Source organism: Rhizobium sp. GN54 (assembly GCF_021026345.1).
Lineage (GTDB): Bacteria > Pseudomonadota > Alphaproteobacteria > Rhizobiales > Rhizobiaceae > Mycoplana.
Map to the genome: position 1 here is coordinate 25,682 of NZ_JAJNCZ010000013.1, position 16,360 is coordinate 42,041.

Consider the following 16,360-nt stretch of genomic DNA (forward strand, 5'->3'; position numbering starts at 1 on the left):
TATCCTTAAGTCATTTTACTGTTGTCTGCAAGTATTGTTGCAATATCGTCATCCCACAGCCCTGCCGCGTCGAGGTCATACGCCCATGCCTCGGTCAACCGGAAGGGTGGGGTGTCAGGGCGTCGCAGGACCAACTCCGGGTAGCGGGAGAGCCTCGTCAACAGTCCGAGCGCGTCCTCGCGCTTGCGGTCGAGCGCCCCGGACGGGAGCCAGTCCGCAAGGCGATCCAGCGCGTCAGCGGCTACAGGAAGCAGTGTGGCTCGTGCTTCTGCGAGAAGGCGCGCATAGCTGCGATCGACGAAGTGCATGTTGCGGGCCTGCGCTTCGAGTGCGCGCTGCTCGGGCATGGTCAGGATCCCGGCGCGCACCGCGCGGCGCAGCGTCAGGCGGATGTTGATCAACGCCTCGCTCAGCGGCGCGGCACCAAGCTCAGGCGGGCACATGGCCACCGCGACCTCGTCGTCATCCGCCAGGGGCGTGAGGGCGTACCACCGGTAGATGAAGCCGTGGCCCTGCATGCCGACCGCGGCCAGCTCCGCCGCCCGGAGCGCGCCCATGCTGGCCGCCCCGAACACCGGGATCCCTTTCGCAAGCGCCCAGAGGATCTCCTTGTGGCGGACTGCCGGGGCCGTTGCGAACGAGCCGTCGATCAGTACGATCGCCCTTGGAGCGTATGCCCGCACCGCGCGCACGACGGAACCCTGTTCAGCCGGCGGCAAATAGACCGCATCGAGAATTTCGGCGGCTTCGGCGCGCCGCATTGTCGGTCCGAGGAAGACGACCAGCTCACCAGCCATCGCCTCACTCTCCGCCGAGATCTTTGAGTGGCGGTACGACGAGGCGGACAACCTCGATGTCCGGATCCTTGCCGCTGTGGAGGGGCACCACGAGTGCCGCGAGCGCTCCGGCCGCCTTGAGCGCGGCCAGCAAGGCTGCCAGCGCGGCAGCGCCCGAAGCCGGTACGTTGCGCTCTGCGGGAAGTGCTGCCGTCTCGCCTGGCGACCGGAACGCGCGTCGGCGCGCATCCAGATATGCGCGGTCATGGCGCTCGGGATAGGACATGCGGGTGATGTCCTCGCGCGCGCCGGCCAGCGCCGTCACCCGTGCCTGTGCCGCTTCCGTCAGAGCCGCCGCCAGCGCGCCGTCATAGGTGAAATCGCACGCGAACCCCTCGCCCGGCATCGGCGCGATCTCCCGATGGCCCTCGGTCTCGATGACCTGACAGCGAAAGACAGGGAGATCGTGGCCGGTCGGGACCAGCCAAATGCCTGCGACGAGATCCGATGCCGAAAGCCGGTCCAAGGCCTGCGACGCAAGCGGTCCATCGATGCTGGAGGGATCGATCCGAAGCTCCGGGTAGGAGCGTGGATAGCGTTCCGCCACTGCGACGCCCGCCCTCTCCAGGACCTCGAGCGCCGCATGGATGATCGCAGCAAGCGTGGTCCGACCGGCGGCGAGCCCCCGTGACGAGCGTGGAAACGCTATCGGATGTGGCGAGGGAAGCGTGTAGACCGTGTCGACCATCGCGACGGGAACCGGCAGGATGCGCGCGGTGAAGAGGTCGTAGCCCTCCGTCCAGCCAAGTCGCAACTGGTCCCAGCCGGCATCGAAGCCGTGCACGCGGCAACCGGCGTAGAGGTTGCGAACCTCGTCTCCCAGATCGCGCGCGCTGGCGACCTTGATGCGCTCGGGTGCGATCCGCTCCGCTGCCCAGCTCTCGATCGCCTCCATCAGCGCCGATGCCGCTGCCTCGATGATGTTGGCGCCCTTGCCCTGGGAGACGGCGTTGGACAGCGAAAGCGGCCGCACCACCTGGGCCACCGCGACGCCGGCGCGATCGAGACGGGTCAGCGATCCGACGCGCATGATTCCGAAGCGCCGGCGCGCGGACAGAAGTGCACGGACGAGTTCTTCGGTGGCGTCCGGGTCCCGTCCCCGGAAATGGCTATTGGCGGCGATGTCCCGCTCGAGGCGCGCTCCCAGTTGAGCGGCCGTTACCGCATGGGCCCCGTTCATGGGCCGGGCGCCGGGGCTTTGATCCCAAGTCGCTTCAAGTCCAGGCGCGCACGTGAGACGAGCGCCGAAGCGTGCTGCTCGGTCGCGACCTGCAGCGCACGGCCAAGGTCCAGCGCGATCGCCTTTTCCGGCTCCTGGCGGGCATGGCGAAGAAGGGCCCGCTGCCGGAGCAGCTCTGCGAGCCAGAAGACCTGGCCGCTGCCGATCGAGGCATCGATCGCGCCGTCCAGGATGGACAGGGCCTCGTCGTTGCGGCCGGTTCGCTCGAACAGTTCAGCCCGCATCCCTTCATAGACCGGGGCGCCCTCGTATGTGGCGATCTCGCGCTGTCGTTTCAGCCCGGCCTCGAATTCCGCCAGGCCGGCTTCCGCGTCCTTGCTCAGGCCGCGCGCCCAGGCGCGAAACAGCGCTGCCTTGGCGAGGACGCCGGGTACGGCTTCGGCGAGTTCGGCGATCCTGTCCGCAGCCGAAATCACGCCGGCATGATCGTCCCGATAGCGCTTCAGCTCGATATCGAATTCCAGCGCATGAAGGAGGCTGTTCAAATGGTTGACGTGCTCGGCCCATTGCTTCGCCGCGTTGATGCTCTTCGACGATCCGGCGTCGTCGCCGATGAACCAGAGGGAGAAGGCCCGTTCGCCCAGGCCGCAGACCCGCGCATCGTGGCCGCCATAGCGGCCGCGACTGAAGCGCGCCCGGCTCTCGTCGTAGAGCCTGAGGCCGTCCTCAACGCATTTCAGGCAGTGCAGATGCCGTCCGGCATCTTCGTTCGTCGCCCAGGCGCAATGGAGCGACTGAAGCCGGACCTCGGGGTCTGCCGAGCCTTCGAGGTCGCGGACGAGGATGTCGGAGCGGGCGCGCTGCGTCTCGTAGTCGGGCGCGGTGAACCACCAGCCCCAATAGAGCGGGAACCATTTCGCGCGATCCTGGTCCTTGTGTTCGGCGCACAGCGATACGCCCCGTTCGTAGATCGAGCGCGCTTGCTCGCCCCCTCGCCCGAAGAGCGCCGCCGCAACCGGCCCGCGGATCGCGAGAAGGCGAAGCATCAGGTCATCCGCGTCGTCGCCTTTTCCCGCCTGCGCAAGCTGCTTCTCGGCAGCGTCCAGCAAATGCTCGGCTTCGTACATGGCCGATCGGAACCCACAGGCCTCGGCCGCCTGAATTCCGTAGCGCGCCGCCTCGAGCGGCTGGCCGGCCAGCTCGAAGTGCCACGCCATGGTTTCATCGGGGAGCGGTGAAACCGAACCTGCCTGGACAAGGCGGGCGATGCGCCCGTGGATCTGCCGCCGTTCCGATTTCAGGAGGCTGTCATAGGCTGCCTCCTGGATGAGGACGTGGCAGAACCGGTCGTTTGCGCCCGCGGACTTCCGCCGCAAGATGCCGGCGTGAACGAGTTTCTCGAGCGCCTCGTCCAAGGAAATGGGAAGCTGTTCGGGCTCCATGACGGCAACGAGGAGCTTCCGTCGGAATTCCCGCCCGATGACGCTCGCGATTTGCGCAACGCGCCTCAGCGGTCCAAGGTCGGCGAGCCGGGTCGAGATGAGGTCGCGCAGATTGATGACGCCATCGCGGAGCGGCGCTTCCCATCCGGCCCGATCCTGGGCGCCGTCCTTCGCGCGTTCCCTGAGCAACAGGGCGAGCTGTTCGGCAAACAGGGGCACGCCGTCGCTCTTCTCATAGACAAAGGCGGCAAGCCCGTCCGGAGGCGTCGTCTCCCAGATGCCCTCGATCAGTTCCGAGGTGGCTTCAGCCGTGAGGCCGGATAACGGCATCGCGAGAACATTCGGATCGTCCAGAAGATGTTGCTCGATGGCATCGCGGGACGTTGCAAGGGTCAGGACAGGCCTTGCCGCGATCCATTCAGGCAGGCGAGCGACAAGCGCACTCGTGAGTGTGTCGGCCCAGTGGAGATCCTCGATCACGATCAGGAGGGGCTTCGACACGGCGGTGGAGGTCAGCACGGCAAGCATGGCCTCGACGGCGCGGGCCCGGATTTCCTCGTCGGAGAGATCGATCGACCAGGTCTCGTCGGACGATTCCTGCGCCTTGCCGAGCATCAGGAACGCAACGATCCCGGCATCGAGTTCGCCCACCTCGCAACTGAGGGATCGCAAGTAACGAACGATCGCATCCCGGTCCGGTTCGGCCTGCCTGCTCGCCTCTGCGACAAGCTGCCTGATGAGCTCCAGGAAGGGATGAAGCGGTTTGGTGCGGCCCCGGGGCTGGCACTGGAATACGACCGTGTCCACGCCCTGCCTTTCAAGGCCGCGACGGAACTCGGTGATGAGCCGCGATTTCCCGATGCCGGCGTTGCCATGCAGGAACACGAACTGGCCGTTGCCGCCTATGGCTCGGGCCCAGCGTCGCTGGCACAGCCCGATCTCCTCGACGCGGCCGACCAGGGGCGTCGAGACACGCCGGGAAGCCGTGAAGCGATCGGGCGGCTGCCGTCGGGCGATCGGTCGCCATAACGCGACCGGCTCCTCGAAACCCTTGATCTGCCGATGCCCGATTTCCTCGAACTCGAACGTTCCGGTGGTCAGCCGATAGGTCGCCTCCGCGACCGCGATGGTGTTCGGCGCAGCCTCGGACTGGATGCGGGCGGCAAGTGCAGGGGCGATGCCGATGACCTCGGTATGTTGGGGTAGCGTCGGATTTGAAGCATCCGCGAGGACGACCACGCCGGTGGCGACGCCGACCCTGACTTTCAGGCTGGATCCGAACTGCTGCTCGCATCGCTCGACGATCTCAAGGGCCGAGACGAGCGCACATTCGGCGGCATCCTCGCTCGGCTGGGGAAACCCGAAAAAGGCACAACCGCCATCACCCTGGATCCATTCAAGGTAACCGCTGTTGTTCCTGATGACCGCGGCCGCCTCGTTGTGGAGCGTCCGTTGCATGTCGCCGAAATCTTCAGGATCAAGCTGGTGCAGCAAGGCGGTCGAGCCAACAATGTCGTAGAAGAGTGCGGTGACCTGCCTGCGTTCTCCCGAAAGGGCACCGGTATGTATTTGTCGACCTGCTTTGGACATCGAACAGCCCGCAAGATTTTAACACTGCCACGAATGCCGCAGCACTATCGTATCCAAACTCAATCTCGACCGCGAGCCCCAGCGGCGAACAAAAATCATGTTGTATTGTCGTGGAAAGGACAGGTCTGCTCGTCCAGATTATCGGACGATTCTCGTCACAACACACATCATGACACGATGTCGTAGAGGAAGCGCAGGCAAACGGTCATCAGGAAGAGGCCGAAGAACAGCTCGAGTTGTCGCTTCTCCAACCCATGGGCCGCCCGAACGCCGAAGCGCGTGGTGAGGAATGACGTCGGCAGCATGAGTAGAAAGCCGAGAAGCGAGACATAGCCGAGTGCATCCGGCGGCAACCCCGCCTTGCCCCAGCCGGCAAAGACATATCCGATGGCTCCGGGTATCGATATCAGCACGCCCACGCCTGCCGACGTGGCGACCGCACGATGGATCGGCGTGCCGAAGAGCGACAGGATCAGGTTCGAGATCGCGCCGCCGCCGATTCCCATGAGGGAGGAGAGGAAGCCGATCATCACGCCGAATAAGCGCATCAGGCCCGCGCCCGGCAAGGTGCTTGCAACGCTCCAGCCGGAACCGCGCAACATCCGCACCGAGACCACCCCGGCGACACCGATGAAAACGAGCTTGAAGACCCAAGGATCGGAGTAGCGTGCGACCACCGAACCGATGCACACCCCGACCAGGATCGGCAGCGCCCACTGCCGAAGTGTCTTGATGTCGATCGCACCGCGCAGGTAGTGGCCGCGTGCCGACTGCAGGGACGTCGGCACGATCAGTGCAAGCGAGGTGCCGACCGCAAGCGGCATTCGCACCGCGTCGTCGACGCCGAGAAGGCCGAAAGCCTCGTAGAGCACAGGAACGGAGACCGCGCCCCCACCCACCCCGAAAAGGCCGGCCAGGAAGCCGACTGCGGCTCCCGCAACAAGAAGCAGGCCGCCAAGGGCCAGAAGCGTCTCCAGATCGAATGGCATGGTGGATTGGTTCCTGCTTGAATTGGGGGATCAGACGTCCGACATCGTCTCTTCGTAAATCTTCAGGGTCAGCAGGTATTGCCCTTGAAGGGCCTCCACGGCTCGCACCGTCTCGCCCGCCAGTGCCGCATCCACGATCGCCTGATGCTCTTCAATGCTGCGCCGGCGCGGATGGGTGTTCGCCATGGAGATGAAGCGGTACCGTTCGCTGAGCAGCATGAGTTCCTCGGCAAAACGCAGAAGATGCCGTGAGCCGCAGTTGGCGATCAGGGCCCGATGAAAGATGCGATGGCGTTCTTCCCAAATGCTGTTGTCCGGCGCCGGCATCCCCGGTTCCGTGTGCTCGAAGTAATGTATCGGCGTATTGCGGAGACGGTGATTGGCGAGGATCACCGCGTCCTCCCAGGCCTCCGTCCGGTTGCGGATCGATTCCTCCAAAGCCTTGCCCTCGACCCAGCAGCGGGTGTGGACGATGTCGCGGAAATCCTCCAGCGAAATAGGCGGCACGAAGAAGCCACGCAGATCCTCGCGATCCACCAGCCGTTCGGAGGAGAGCCGATTGAGTGCTTCGCGCACCGGATTGGTGCCCGCCGAATAGCGTTCGGCAATCTGGTCGATCAGGAGCTTGTGGCCGGGTTCGAGCACGCCCCGCACGATGTCTCGCTTCAGGGCGTGGTAGACCGTCGTGGCTGCGGTCTCCTTCTCAACCCGCCGCGGCACTACGCGGCGGGGGGCACTCGTGCGGGTCGTCATCGGCTTTGACTTCCTATCCTATGCTTTCGGAACATGGCACCTGTACATCATCGCCGGTCGTCAATACCCGTGACCGACGCGCGATGCCAGAAGACAAGCCTGCGCTCGAGGACAACCACTGTCCAGAACACCAGGAAGCCGAGGACGCTGAGATACAGGATCAGCGAGAACACGCGCGGTGTCTGGAGCTGGCTTGCAGCCACGCGGATCAGTTCTCCAAAGCCCTTGCCGCCGCCGAGGAATTCAGCCGTGATGGCGCCCGCCATCACGCCGACCGCGCCAATCTTGAGGCCAGTGAAAATCTGCGGCAGGCCGGTCGGGATCTTCATGCGAAACAGTGTCTGCCAGCGGCTTGCGCCGAGTGTCCGGAAAAGCATGCGCGCATTCTCGTCCGCGGCGTGCAGCCCCGCCGCCGTCCCGACAACGATCGGAAAGGTGGCGATGAAGGCAGCCAGTGCAACTTTCGACGCTATGCCGAAACCGAGCCAGGCCAGAAAGAGCGGTGCGAAAGCAACCTTCGGCATGGTGTCGATGGCGACGAGATAGGGCAGTACAGCACGCTCGCCAAAGGCGGTTTCTCCGACCAGAACGCCCAGCGAAAAGCCGATGGCGATGGCGAAGAGGAAGCCCCAGAGCACTTCCTTCGTGGTCGTCCACAGTGCCGACAGCATGTAGCCGCCGGTCAGGATGTTCTTGCCGACGACGACGATGTCATGCCCCACTTCTGCGGGAGATGGCAGGATGATGCGCGAGACCACCTCGAAATGATGGACCGCCCACCAGGCGGCAATGACGGTGAACAGCAGCCCCGCCATGGCGACGACGCGGGGGATGCGATCGATCCAGGCGACCTGTTCGCTCCAGACGGTATCGGGAAAGACACCCGCCTCGACGGTGACCGGGCGGCCGAGGACGCGGGGGGCGGTTTCTGTATCGAAAGGTTTCATGCGGTCACGGCCCCTTCATCCAGTCGGCTTCGGATATAGCGGACATACTCGCCGAACTCCGGCGTCGTCATCATTTCAAGCGTCCGCGGCCGTGGCAGATCGACATGGACCGCCTCGAGGAATTTCCCCGGGCGCGGCGACATGATGTAGACCACATCGGAAAGCAGCACGGCCTCCGGAATCGAATGGGTGATCAAGAAGGCGGTGGCGTTTCGCGAGAGGCAGATGCGCTGCAGCTCGATATTCATGAAATCGCGCGCAAGTTCATCGAGAGCCGAAAAGGGTTCGTCGAGCAGCAGGACCTGCGGCTCTGTGATCAGCATCCGGCAGATCGACGTGCGCTGTGCCATGCCGCCCGAGAGCTGGCGGGGATAGACCTTGTCGAAGCCCCTCAGGCCGACCAGTTCGAGGAGCTCCTGCGCTTCCTTGCGGCGTGCCTCGGCGGCAGCCCTGCCGTCACGGATACGGATCGGCAGCAGCACGTTGTCCAGCGCGGTCAACCACGGAAACAGCGTTGCCTGCTGGTACATCATTCCGATCTCGCGTCGCGCACCGAGGACGGGCTTCCCATCGAGAATGACGCTTCCCGTGGACGGTGGGGTCACTCCGGCCATGATCTTCAGCAGCGTGGACTTGCCGCAGCCCGACGGGCCGATCACGGACGAGAAGGAGCCTTCGCGCAGATCGAGGTCGACGGGGTCGAGGGCGCGGATGCGGCCGAATCCGAAGGATTTCGAGACATTGCGGAGCTGATAGACCGGTCGGGCAAGGGAGTGCCCGACCGTTTGCTCCGCCACGGGAGTGGCACTTTGCATCATCTTATTTGGTCGCGTGCCAGGCGTCGATGAACTGGTTGGTATAGGCCGCTTCGAGATTGTCCAGCGGCTTGTCGAGGCCGCCACTCGCGACGAGGCTCTCCTGCCATTTCACCCAGGCGCCAGGCGGCATGTAGCCGAAGGGATCCTTGGGATCGACCGGCAGGGTCCTGCCCTGGATGGCGGTGAGCAGCGCATCGGCGAAGGCAGGGTCTTCGCTCTCCTGTGGGTTGCCGGCAGCGACGTGTTTCAGGGTCGCCTCGCGGTTGGCCGGGTCGAGGCCGAATTTCGTTCCCCTCACCAGGGCGCGGCCGAACCCTTCTATCGTCCCGGGATTGGCGTCGAGAAACGCCCGGGTCACCGCCCAACCGTTGCCGAAATAGTCGAGATAGGGCTCGGGCGTGATTTCGCGCAGCGGAATGCCGCGTGCCGAGATGATGGCTGCATCCGCAACGGCTGCCGCATAGGCGCCGACTTCCTTGTTGAGGAAGGCTGCCACCGCCGTGCCGCCGTCGCCGATGGCGAGAAATTGATAATCGGCACCGTCCTTCAAGCCCAGATCGTTCATGATGCCGCGGGTGAAGCCCACTTCGGCGCCATCGGCCGTTCCAACGCCGATCGTCGCGCCCTTGAGATCGGCAGGGACTTTGGCGGGGGATTCTTCCGGCACGACGAGGCCGAAGACGGAGCGGCTGAAATGGTTATAGATGAAGACGACGTCTTCGCCGCGGGCGCGCGCGGCCAGAAGCGGTGCCGGGCCCGGCTGGCCGATATGCCCCTGGCCGGAAGCAAGCAGTTGCAGCACGGAAGCCGAGCCGTTCACCGCCTCGACCTTTACGTTCAGGCCTTCCTCGGCGAAGTAGCCCTCTCCCACGGCGACATGCAGCGGGTAGACGTTGATGGCAGACGGGTTGGGCACGACGATGGTCAGTTCCTTGACTTCCGCCGATGCGGGCGCCAACGCGCTCATCGCAAGCAGAAGGGCTGCGCCCATGCGCATTATTCCAATCATATCTTCCTCCCTGAAGGGCTTCGCGCCCGCAATGACCTCCGGACCGATACGGTGTTTTCGCCGTCCCGCCCGGCGTCAGGCCGGCTCCTCTTCCGGCTGACGAGAGGAGCTTGAAGCATACCTTATTCTCTGTCAATCATGAAATAATGTATGATTCATGTTGATTGTGAAATCATACATGCTAGCTTCTGACGGCGGTCGGGCCGGTTTCCTGCGTGAGGAGCGCGGGGCCGAGACCCGACGCGACAACGACCGAGGAGGAGACCAAACCGCATGAGCAGCCACGTCATCGACGCACCGAAAGCAGCCACGATTCCGGTCGTCGGCAGCGACAAGACATTCCCGGTTCGCCGCATCTACTGCATCGGCCGCAACTATGTCGCCCATGTCGAGGAGATGGGAGGAGACGCCGATCGCGACCCGCCTCTGTTCTTCCAGAAGCCGACGGACGCCGTCGTCAACAGCGGTGCGACGATCCCCTACCCCACGAAGACATCGAACTACCATCATGAGGTCGAACTCGTTCTGGCGATCGGCAAGGGTGGACGCAACATTCCCGAAGCCGAAGCCGAATCGCACATCTGGGGCTATGCCGTCGGCCTCGACATGACGCGTCGTGATATTCAGGGCGGTGGCCTGCCATGGGAAATCGCCAAGTCTTTTGACCATTCCTTCCCGGTGGGGGCTATTACGCCCGTTTCCGAAACCGGCAGGATCGACAAGGGGCGGATCGAGCTGAAAGTGAACGGAAAGGTGACGCAGGAGTCCGATATCTCGCTGCTCATCTGGCGAATTCCCGAGATCATTTCCCGCCTCTCGGAGTTTTTCGAGCTCCAGCCGGGCGACGTCATCCTGACCGGCACACCGCACGGTGTGGGACCGGTGGTGCAGGGCGACAGGCTGGCTGCCACGTTCGCCGGGCTCGCGCCGCTCGAGATCACCATCGGCGCTGCGGCCTGAACCGATGGGCAGGGCTGCCGATCTCGCCCAAATCCCGCCAGGCCTCCTGGATGAAATGGCCGGATTCGGGACGGCCACGCTCCACGAGGCGGCGGGCCGGATCGGCGCCCTGCCGGGCGCCATCGCACCTCTGGATCGTCGAATGAGGCTGCGCGGGCGGGCGTTGCCGGTCTTTTCACCGGCCGGCGACAATCTCGCCGTGCATCGTGCCATCGCCATGGCGCAGCCGGGCGACGTTCTGGTGGTCAGCCACGGCGGCACGCTTTCGCACGGACCCTTCGGCGACATCCTCGCTCTGGCGGCACAGGCGCGCGGCGTTGCAGGCCTCGTCATCGATGGCGCCGTTCGCGACAGCGACAGTCTTGTTGCGATGAACTTTCCGGTATTTGCGCGCGGATGCTCGATCCAGGGCACGATCAAGCGCGCTCCGGGCACGGTCGGCGTGCCGGTGCTGATCGGCACCGTCACCATTCACCCCGGCGACGTGGTGATCGGTGACGCCGACGGAGTCGTCATCCTGCCGGCAGGGCAACTGGCGACCATTCATGCCGCCTCCATAGACCGGTTGGCTGCCGAGGCTGACATGCGCGAGCGGATTGCAAACGGAGAGCTGACCCTGGACTTTCTGGGGTTGCGCAAGCTGTTGCCGGGCGACGTGTAGCTGGGGGCGCAGGATTGGCTTGCGTCGCAGGTCGTCCTTGCGCACAGTGACAGGGCATCATGCCTTGGGGCGCGCGAGCGCGGGATATTCATGACCGGACAGAAACAGGACCAGCTTCACGAGCGGATGACGATCCGTGGGGCGGTTGATTCGGCCTCCTTCGTTCCCTGGATCCGGCGTCATGCCGCCAAGCTCGGGCTTCGCCAGGAGATCCGCCATGCCGGTCCCGGCCGGATCGAGCTCGACGTGGCGGGACCGGTCGAATTGATCGACATGCTGGAAATGGGTTGCTCGCTCGGTCCGATCGACGTCTGGGTCGAGACGATCACCCGCACGCCGGCCGCGGGCGGGACCGGCGGGTGAAATCGATGCTTCTTTTCGGGCGATTTTCTTGACTGCCTTTAATTTAATCAATATTGCCAATGTCGACTAGTTATGCAAACCTTGTCGCACCTTGGGAACAATGCTGTCGGCCGGTCTTGTCGATCAAGGTTACAGGTTTGAAATCGTTCAGGAATTCAATCATGCTGTCCGACCCGACGGGATCGTGGACGCCAGTCGTCCTTTCTGCCGATCTTCCCCCGGGAACCGTGGTGCCAGCGCGGACGCCAGCCGGGCCAATTGCGCTCTGGCGGAGCGCTTCGGGCCGCCCTTCGGCTTCGGCGGACCGATGTCCGCATCGCGGCATGCGCCTGTCCCATGGTTTCGTGCGCGGCGAGACGCTCTCGTGCATCTACCACGGCTGGAGCTACGGCCAGGCCGGGAACTGTCTGCGCATTCCGGCCCATCCCGGCCTGGCGCCGCCTGAGACGATCCGTGTGGCGACGCATCCGGTGGAAGAGGTCGGCGGTGTCCTCTGGGTCGGGGTTGGGGAACCGGCGACACAGCCGCCGCAGCTTGCCGGGCTCGTTCCCCTGCGTTCGCTGCAGGCCCGCGCGGGCGTTGCGGCGATCGAGGCCGCAGCCGGCGCCAAGGCCGATGCGGACGGCCTGCTGGAGACGACGCAGGGTTCGCAGAAGATCCACCTCCTGCTTGCCTGCCAGGAACGCGACGAGACGTTGATCCATGTCCTGCTGGAGGGCGAGGGTAGCGTTGCAGAACGTGTCGCCGCGTCGCGCGCGGTCGAAGCGCTGCGGCGCAAGGCCGAGGCGCTCGAGATGGAGAGGGACGCCCCATGACGCAGGACGCGATGATCGATGAGTGGTATCCGGTCGGCCTCGTCAGCCGGCTCGACGGCAACGGCCGCAAGACGGCGCTGATGGGAGAGCCGATCGAAGTCGCAAGCGATACGGACGGAAGTGCCAGGGTGACGTCCAAGGGGCGCGTGCTCCCCGTACGTGTCCGCTACGGCCATGTCTGGGCCTCTCTCGGGCAGCCGCAGAAGGAACTTTTCGCCATTCCCGAGGCCGACCAGCCCGGCCGGCGCTTCGTCGATGTCGGCGTGGTCCGGGTGCGCTGCTCGCCACTGCGCGCGGTGGAGAATTTCCTCGATATCGCCCACTTTCCCTTCGTGCACACCGACATCCTCGGCTCGGAGCCGCATACGGAGGTGCAGAATTACAAGGTCGAGATTCGCGAGGATGCGGACGAGGTCTGGGCCACGCAGGTAAAATTCTATCAGCCGCAGGCCGCCAGGTCGGCAAGCGGCGGCATCACCACGGAATACATGTACCGCGTGCCGGCGCCGACCTGCTCGGTGCTCTACAAGACCTGCCCGCCCCGGCCCGGCGAATGGGACGTGATCACGCTGTTCGTCCAGCCGCTCGCCGAGGACCTTTGCGACGTGTGGCCGTGGATGGCGCTCTTCGACGACGAAAGCTCGATGACCGACCTCATCCATTTCCAGCAGACGATCTTCCTGCAGGACCGGTCGATCCTGGAAAACCAGATCCCGCGGCTTCTGCCGCTCGATCCCGGCATGGAAATTCCGACCCGGGCGGACCTGACCTCGGTAGCCTACAGGCGGTGGCTGAAGCGCCGCGGCTACACCTATGGTGCACAGCTGGTGGCGCAATGAAGCTCTACGACTACATCCTCTCGCCGAGCTGCTACAAGGTCCGCCTGATGGCGGCGCTGGCCGGGGTCAAGCTCGATATCCGGCCGGTGGACTTCCACCCCGGCCTCGAGCATCGCGGCCCGGAACTCATGGCGCTCAATCCGGCGGGCTCCATCCCGATCCTGGAGGACGGCGACCTCGTCCTCACCGAATCCTCCGCCATCCTCGTCTATCTTGCCGCCAAGGCCGCGCCGGACTGGCTCGGCGGTGATGCGGCGGAAGAGGCGGCGCGCGTGCAGCAATGGCTGTCGTTCTCCGGCCGTCTGACCGCAAGTCTCGGCGGCGCGCGGCTGCATGAGATGCTGCTGCGCCCTGGCGACATCGGCGCGCTGCAGGCGCAGGGGATCGCCGCCCTTCGCGAGCTGGAAGCCGGCCTTTTCGAGCAGAGCCTGCGCGGCCAGCGCTTTCTCGTCGCAGACCGGCCGACGGTCGCCGATATCGCCTGCTTTCCCTATGTGGCGCTCGCCCCCGACGGCGGCGTCTCGCTCGATCCCTATCCTACGATCCGCCGCTGGTCGCGCGCGCTGCGCGCGCTCGACGCTTTCATCGAGATGCCCGGCATCCATCGGCTGCACGAACTGAAGCCCGAACCGCACATCGAATCGGGCGAGGCATGATGGCCGGCTACCTTCTGAAGAATTGCGCGGCGGTCATCGTCGACGACGGCACCGGCCCGGCCGTCCATCGCAATGTCGATCTCCTGACGGAGGGCCCCGCCGTCGCTTCGATCGGCGAAGGGCTTGGCCGGGGCGAACTGCCCGCCGGGACGATCGTGCAGGATGCCACCGGCTGGTTCGTCTATCCGGGCCTCGTCAACACCCACCATCACTTCTTCCAGTGCTTCGTGCGCAACCGCGCCGAGCTCGACTGGACGAAGCTGTCGGTCATCGAATGGCTCGATCGGATCTATCCGGTCTTCTCCCGGCTGACGGAGGACTGCTTCTATCATTCCTCCGTCACGGCCATGGCCGAGATGATCAAGCACGGCTGCACCACGGCCTTCGACCACCAGTACAATTTCCCTCGCCATGCCGGCAAACGGCTGGTCGATCGCCAGTTCGAGGCGGCGGAACTGCTCGGCATGCGCTTCCATGCCGGCCGCGGCGGCAATACGCTGCCGAAGGCGGAAGGTTCGACCATTCCGGACGAGATGCTGGAGACGACGGACGAATTCATCGCCGATTGCGCCCGCCTGATCGACACCTACCACGACACGGGCCGCTTCGGCATGTGCCAGGTCGTGGTCGCGCCCTGCCAGCCGGTCAACTGCTACCGCGAGACCTTCGTCGAATCGGTTGCGCTTGCGCGCGATCGCGGGGTGCAGATGCACACCCATGTCGGCGAGGGCGAAAGCCCGGTGATCGAAAGCCGCCACGGCATGCGCACGGTCGACTATCTCGAAGAGCTTGGTTTTGTCGGCCCGGATGCCTTCTACGCCCATTGCTGGGAACTGACGCACGACGAACTGCGGAGGATGGCGGCAAGCGGTACCGGCGTGTCGCACTGCCCGGAGCCGGTCTATCTCGTCGGCGCCGAGGTCACCGACATTCCCGCCATGTCGGCCTTCGGCCTGCGGGTCGGCCTCGGCTGCGACGGTGCTGCCTCGAACGACAACTCCAACCTGATGCACTGCATCCATTCCGCCTACATGCTGCAGTGCCTGGCCGCATCGTCGCGCACCCATCCCGTCCCCTCGCCCGCCGATTTCCTCGGCTATGCGACGACGGGAGGTGCCGCCCTTCTCGGCCGTCGCGATATCGGCCGGCTGGCACCCGGCATGGCCGCCGATCTCTTTGCGATCGACACGCGGCGCATGGACTATGTCGGCACGCGGCACGATCCGCTGAGCCTGATTGCCAAGGTGGGGATCGGCATGCCGACCGACATGACCATGATCAACGGCCGCATCGTCTGGCAGAAGGGCGAATTTGCCGGGCTCGACGAAGCCCGGCTGTTCGCCGAGGCCGAGGCCGCGCTCGCCACCGTCGAATTCTAAGAACCGAAAAAGGGAACTGACATGATGAACGACCTGACCCGCAGAACCTTGATGAAGGGCCTTGCCGCCACCGGGCTTGCCGGTGCGCTTGGAAGCCGGCTTGCGCTCGCCGCCGACGAACCGCTCGGCATCAGCCTCGTGCTCCCTTCGCCGGTCGGCGACGTCGGCTGGGGCCATGCGCTTGTGGCCGGCCTCGAGCCCGTCAAGGCCGCCTATGGCGACAAGGTGAAGGTCACCGTCCTGGAAAACATCCAGGAAGGCCCGGATGCCGACCGGATCATGAACAAGACGGTTGCCGACGGGAACAAGTTCCTGATCGCCGGCTCCTTCGGCTACCAGAACGGCGCGCTGCAGATCGCAAGGCGCGACCCGAGCGTCACCGTGCTGCATGCCTCCGGTTTCCAGGTGGCGCCGAACTTCTCCCCCTTCGCCGCCAAGTATTTCCAGGGCACCTACCTGCTCGGCATGGCCGCGGCGGCGCTCTCAAAGACCGGCAAGCTCGGCTCGGTCTCGGCCTTTGCCATTCCGGAACTGATCACATCCGTCAACGCGTTCACGCTCGGAGCCCAGGCCGTCAATCCCGATATCGAGGTCTCGGTCGTCTGGGTGAATTCCTGGTTCGATCCGGCCAAGGAGCAGGAAGCGGCCAAGGCGCTGATCGCACAGAAGTGCGACGTGATCTTCTCCAACGCGCAGGATACGCCTTCCGTCATCGCGGCCTGCGAGGAAGCCGGCGTCTACGCCTTCAACCTCAATTCGTCGATGAAGAAATACGCTCCGAAGACCTATCTCGGCTGCGTCGCCACGGACTGGTCGCCCTTCTTCAAGGCCTCGGTCGATGCCCATCTCGCCGGCACCTTCAAGGGGGCCAACGCCTTTCTCGGCGTTGCCGACAAGGTTGTCGAGGTGGTGGACTGGAACCCGGACATCCCGGCCGAGACAATGGCCAAGATCAAGGAGATGGAGGCGAATATCGCCGACGGCAGCTTCTCGCCGTTCACCGGGCCTATCGCCAAGGCCGACGGCAGCGAAGGGGTTGCCGGCGGCGCCACGCTCACCGACGCCGAGATCGTGGCAATGGACTGGCACGTCAAGGGCGTCGCCTCTCCCCTGCCGAAGTGAT

16 protein-coding genes are annotated in these 16,360 nt (G+C 64.8%); 8 read left to right on the forward strand and 8 right to left on the reverse strand.

The window, feature by feature from the left end; genetic code table 11:
- Nucleotides 1-5: 5 nt before the first annotated feature.
- From LQK81_RS23525 to LQK81_RS23560, 8 genes are all read right to left on the reverse strand, one after another.
- Nucleotides 6-797, reverse strand: a complete 792-nt coding sequence (locus LQK81_RS23525; RefSeq protein WP_230808848.1) for a TfuA-like protein — start codon at nt 795-797, stop codon at nt 6-8.
- Nucleotides 798-801: 4 nt separating this feature from the next.
- A complete protein-coding gene (locus LQK81_RS23530) occupies nt 802-2,016 on the reverse strand; it encodes a YcaO-like family protein (RefSeq protein WP_230808849.1) in 1,215 nt (404 codons plus the stop codon).
- Nucleotides 2,013-5,048 (reverse strand): ATP-binding protein, encoded by a 3,036-nt coding sequence (locus LQK81_RS23535; RefSeq protein ID WP_230808850.1) that lies wholly within the window; start codon nt 5,046-5,048, stop codon nt 2,013-2,015. The genes LQK81_RS23530 and LQK81_RS23535 overlap by 4 nt, the downstream gene beginning before the upstream one ends.
- 167 nt (nt 5,049-5,215) lie before the next feature.
- The gene (locus LQK81_RS23540; RefSeq protein WP_230808851.1) at nt 5,216-6,037 is read right to left on the reverse strand and encodes a sulfite exporter TauE/SafE family protein; all 822 of its coding nucleotides are present in this window, start codon (nt 6,035-6,037) and stop codon (nt 5,216-5,218) included.
- A 30-nt stretch (nt 6,038-6,067) separates the two neighbouring features.
- Nucleotides 6,068-6,790 carry a GntR family transcriptional regulator gene (locus LQK81_RS23545; protein ID WP_230808852.1) on the reverse strand — a complete coding sequence of 241 codons (723 nt, stop codon included), beginning with the start codon at nt 6,788-6,790 and terminating at the stop codon, nt 6,068-6,070.
- Nucleotides 6,791-6,837: 47 nt separating this feature from the next.
- A complete protein-coding gene (locus tag LQK81_RS23550) occupies nt 6,838-7,737 on the reverse strand; it encodes an ABC transporter permease (protein ID WP_230808853.1) in 900 nt (299 codons plus the stop codon).
- A complete protein-coding gene (locus tag LQK81_RS23555) occupies nt 7,734-8,639 on the reverse strand; it encodes an ABC transporter ATP-binding protein (protein WP_230808854.1) in 906 nt (301 codons plus the stop codon). The genes LQK81_RS23550 and LQK81_RS23555 overlap by 4 nt, the downstream gene beginning before the upstream one ends.
- Entirely contained in the window at nt 8,557-9,546 is a 990-nt protein-coding gene (locus LQK81_RS23560; protein WP_230808855.1) for an ABC transporter substrate-binding protein, read from the reverse strand. The genes LQK81_RS23555 and LQK81_RS23560 overlap by 83 nt, the downstream gene beginning before the upstream one ends.
- Nucleotides 9,547-9,837: 291 nt before the next feature.
- Between LQK81_RS23560 and LQK81_RS23565 the strand changes: the two genes are divergently transcribed.
- The 8 genes from LQK81_RS23565 to LQK81_RS23600 all read left to right on the forward strand — a co-directional run bounded on the left by LQK81_RS23565 (nt 9,838) and on the right by LQK81_RS23600 (nt 16,359).
- Complete coding sequence (locus LQK81_RS23565; protein WP_230808856.1) at nt 9,838-10,524, forward strand: fumarylacetoacetate hydrolase family protein; 687 nt, start codon at nt 9,838-9,840, stop codon at nt 10,522-10,524.
- A 4-nt stretch (nt 10,525-10,528) separates the two neighbouring features.
- The gene (locus LQK81_RS23570; protein ID WP_230808857.1) at nt 10,529-11,185 is read left to right on the forward strand and encodes a 4-carboxy-4-hydroxy-2-oxoadipate aldolase/oxaloacetate decarboxylase; all 657 of its coding nucleotides are present in this window, start codon (nt 10,529-10,531) and stop codon (nt 11,183-11,185) included.
- A 90-nt stretch (nt 11,186-11,275) separates the two neighbouring features.
- Nucleotides 11,276-11,548 carry an acylphosphatase gene (locus LQK81_RS23575; protein WP_230808858.1) on the forward strand — a complete coding sequence of 91 codons (273 nt, stop codon included), beginning with the start codon at nt 11,276-11,278 and terminating at the stop codon, nt 11,546-11,548.
- Between the two features lie 161 nt (nt 11,549-11,709).
- Entirely contained in the window at nt 11,710-12,363 is a 654-nt protein-coding gene (locus tag LQK81_RS23580) for a Rieske 2Fe-2S domain-containing protein (protein WP_230808859.1), read from the forward strand.
- Nucleotides 12,360-13,202, forward strand: a complete 843-nt coding sequence (locus tag LQK81_RS23585) for an aromatic ring-hydroxylating oxygenase subunit alpha (RefSeq protein WP_230808860.1) — start codon at nt 12,360-12,362, stop codon at nt 13,200-13,202. Before LQK81_RS23580 ends, LQK81_RS23585 begins: the two co-directional genes overlap by 4 nt.
- Nucleotides 13,199-13,858 carry a glutathione S-transferase family protein gene (locus tag LQK81_RS23590; RefSeq protein WP_230808861.1) on the forward strand — a complete coding sequence of 220 codons (660 nt, stop codon included), beginning with the start codon at nt 13,199-13,201 and terminating at the stop codon, nt 13,856-13,858. The genes LQK81_RS23585 and LQK81_RS23590 overlap by 4 nt, the downstream gene beginning before the upstream one ends.
- A complete protein-coding gene (locus LQK81_RS23595; protein WP_230808862.1) occupies nt 13,858-15,237 on the forward strand; it encodes an amidohydrolase in 1,380 nt (459 codons plus the stop codon). The genes LQK81_RS23590 and LQK81_RS23595 overlap by 1 nt, the downstream gene beginning before the upstream one ends.
- A gap of 24 nt (nt 15,238-15,261) precedes the next feature.
- The gene (locus LQK81_RS23600; RefSeq protein ID WP_230808863.1) at nt 15,262-16,359 is read left to right on the forward strand and encodes a BMP family ABC transporter substrate-binding protein; all 1,098 of its coding nucleotides are present in this window, start codon (nt 15,262-15,264) and stop codon (nt 16,357-16,359) included.
- Nucleotide 16,360: the final 1 nt, after the last annotated feature.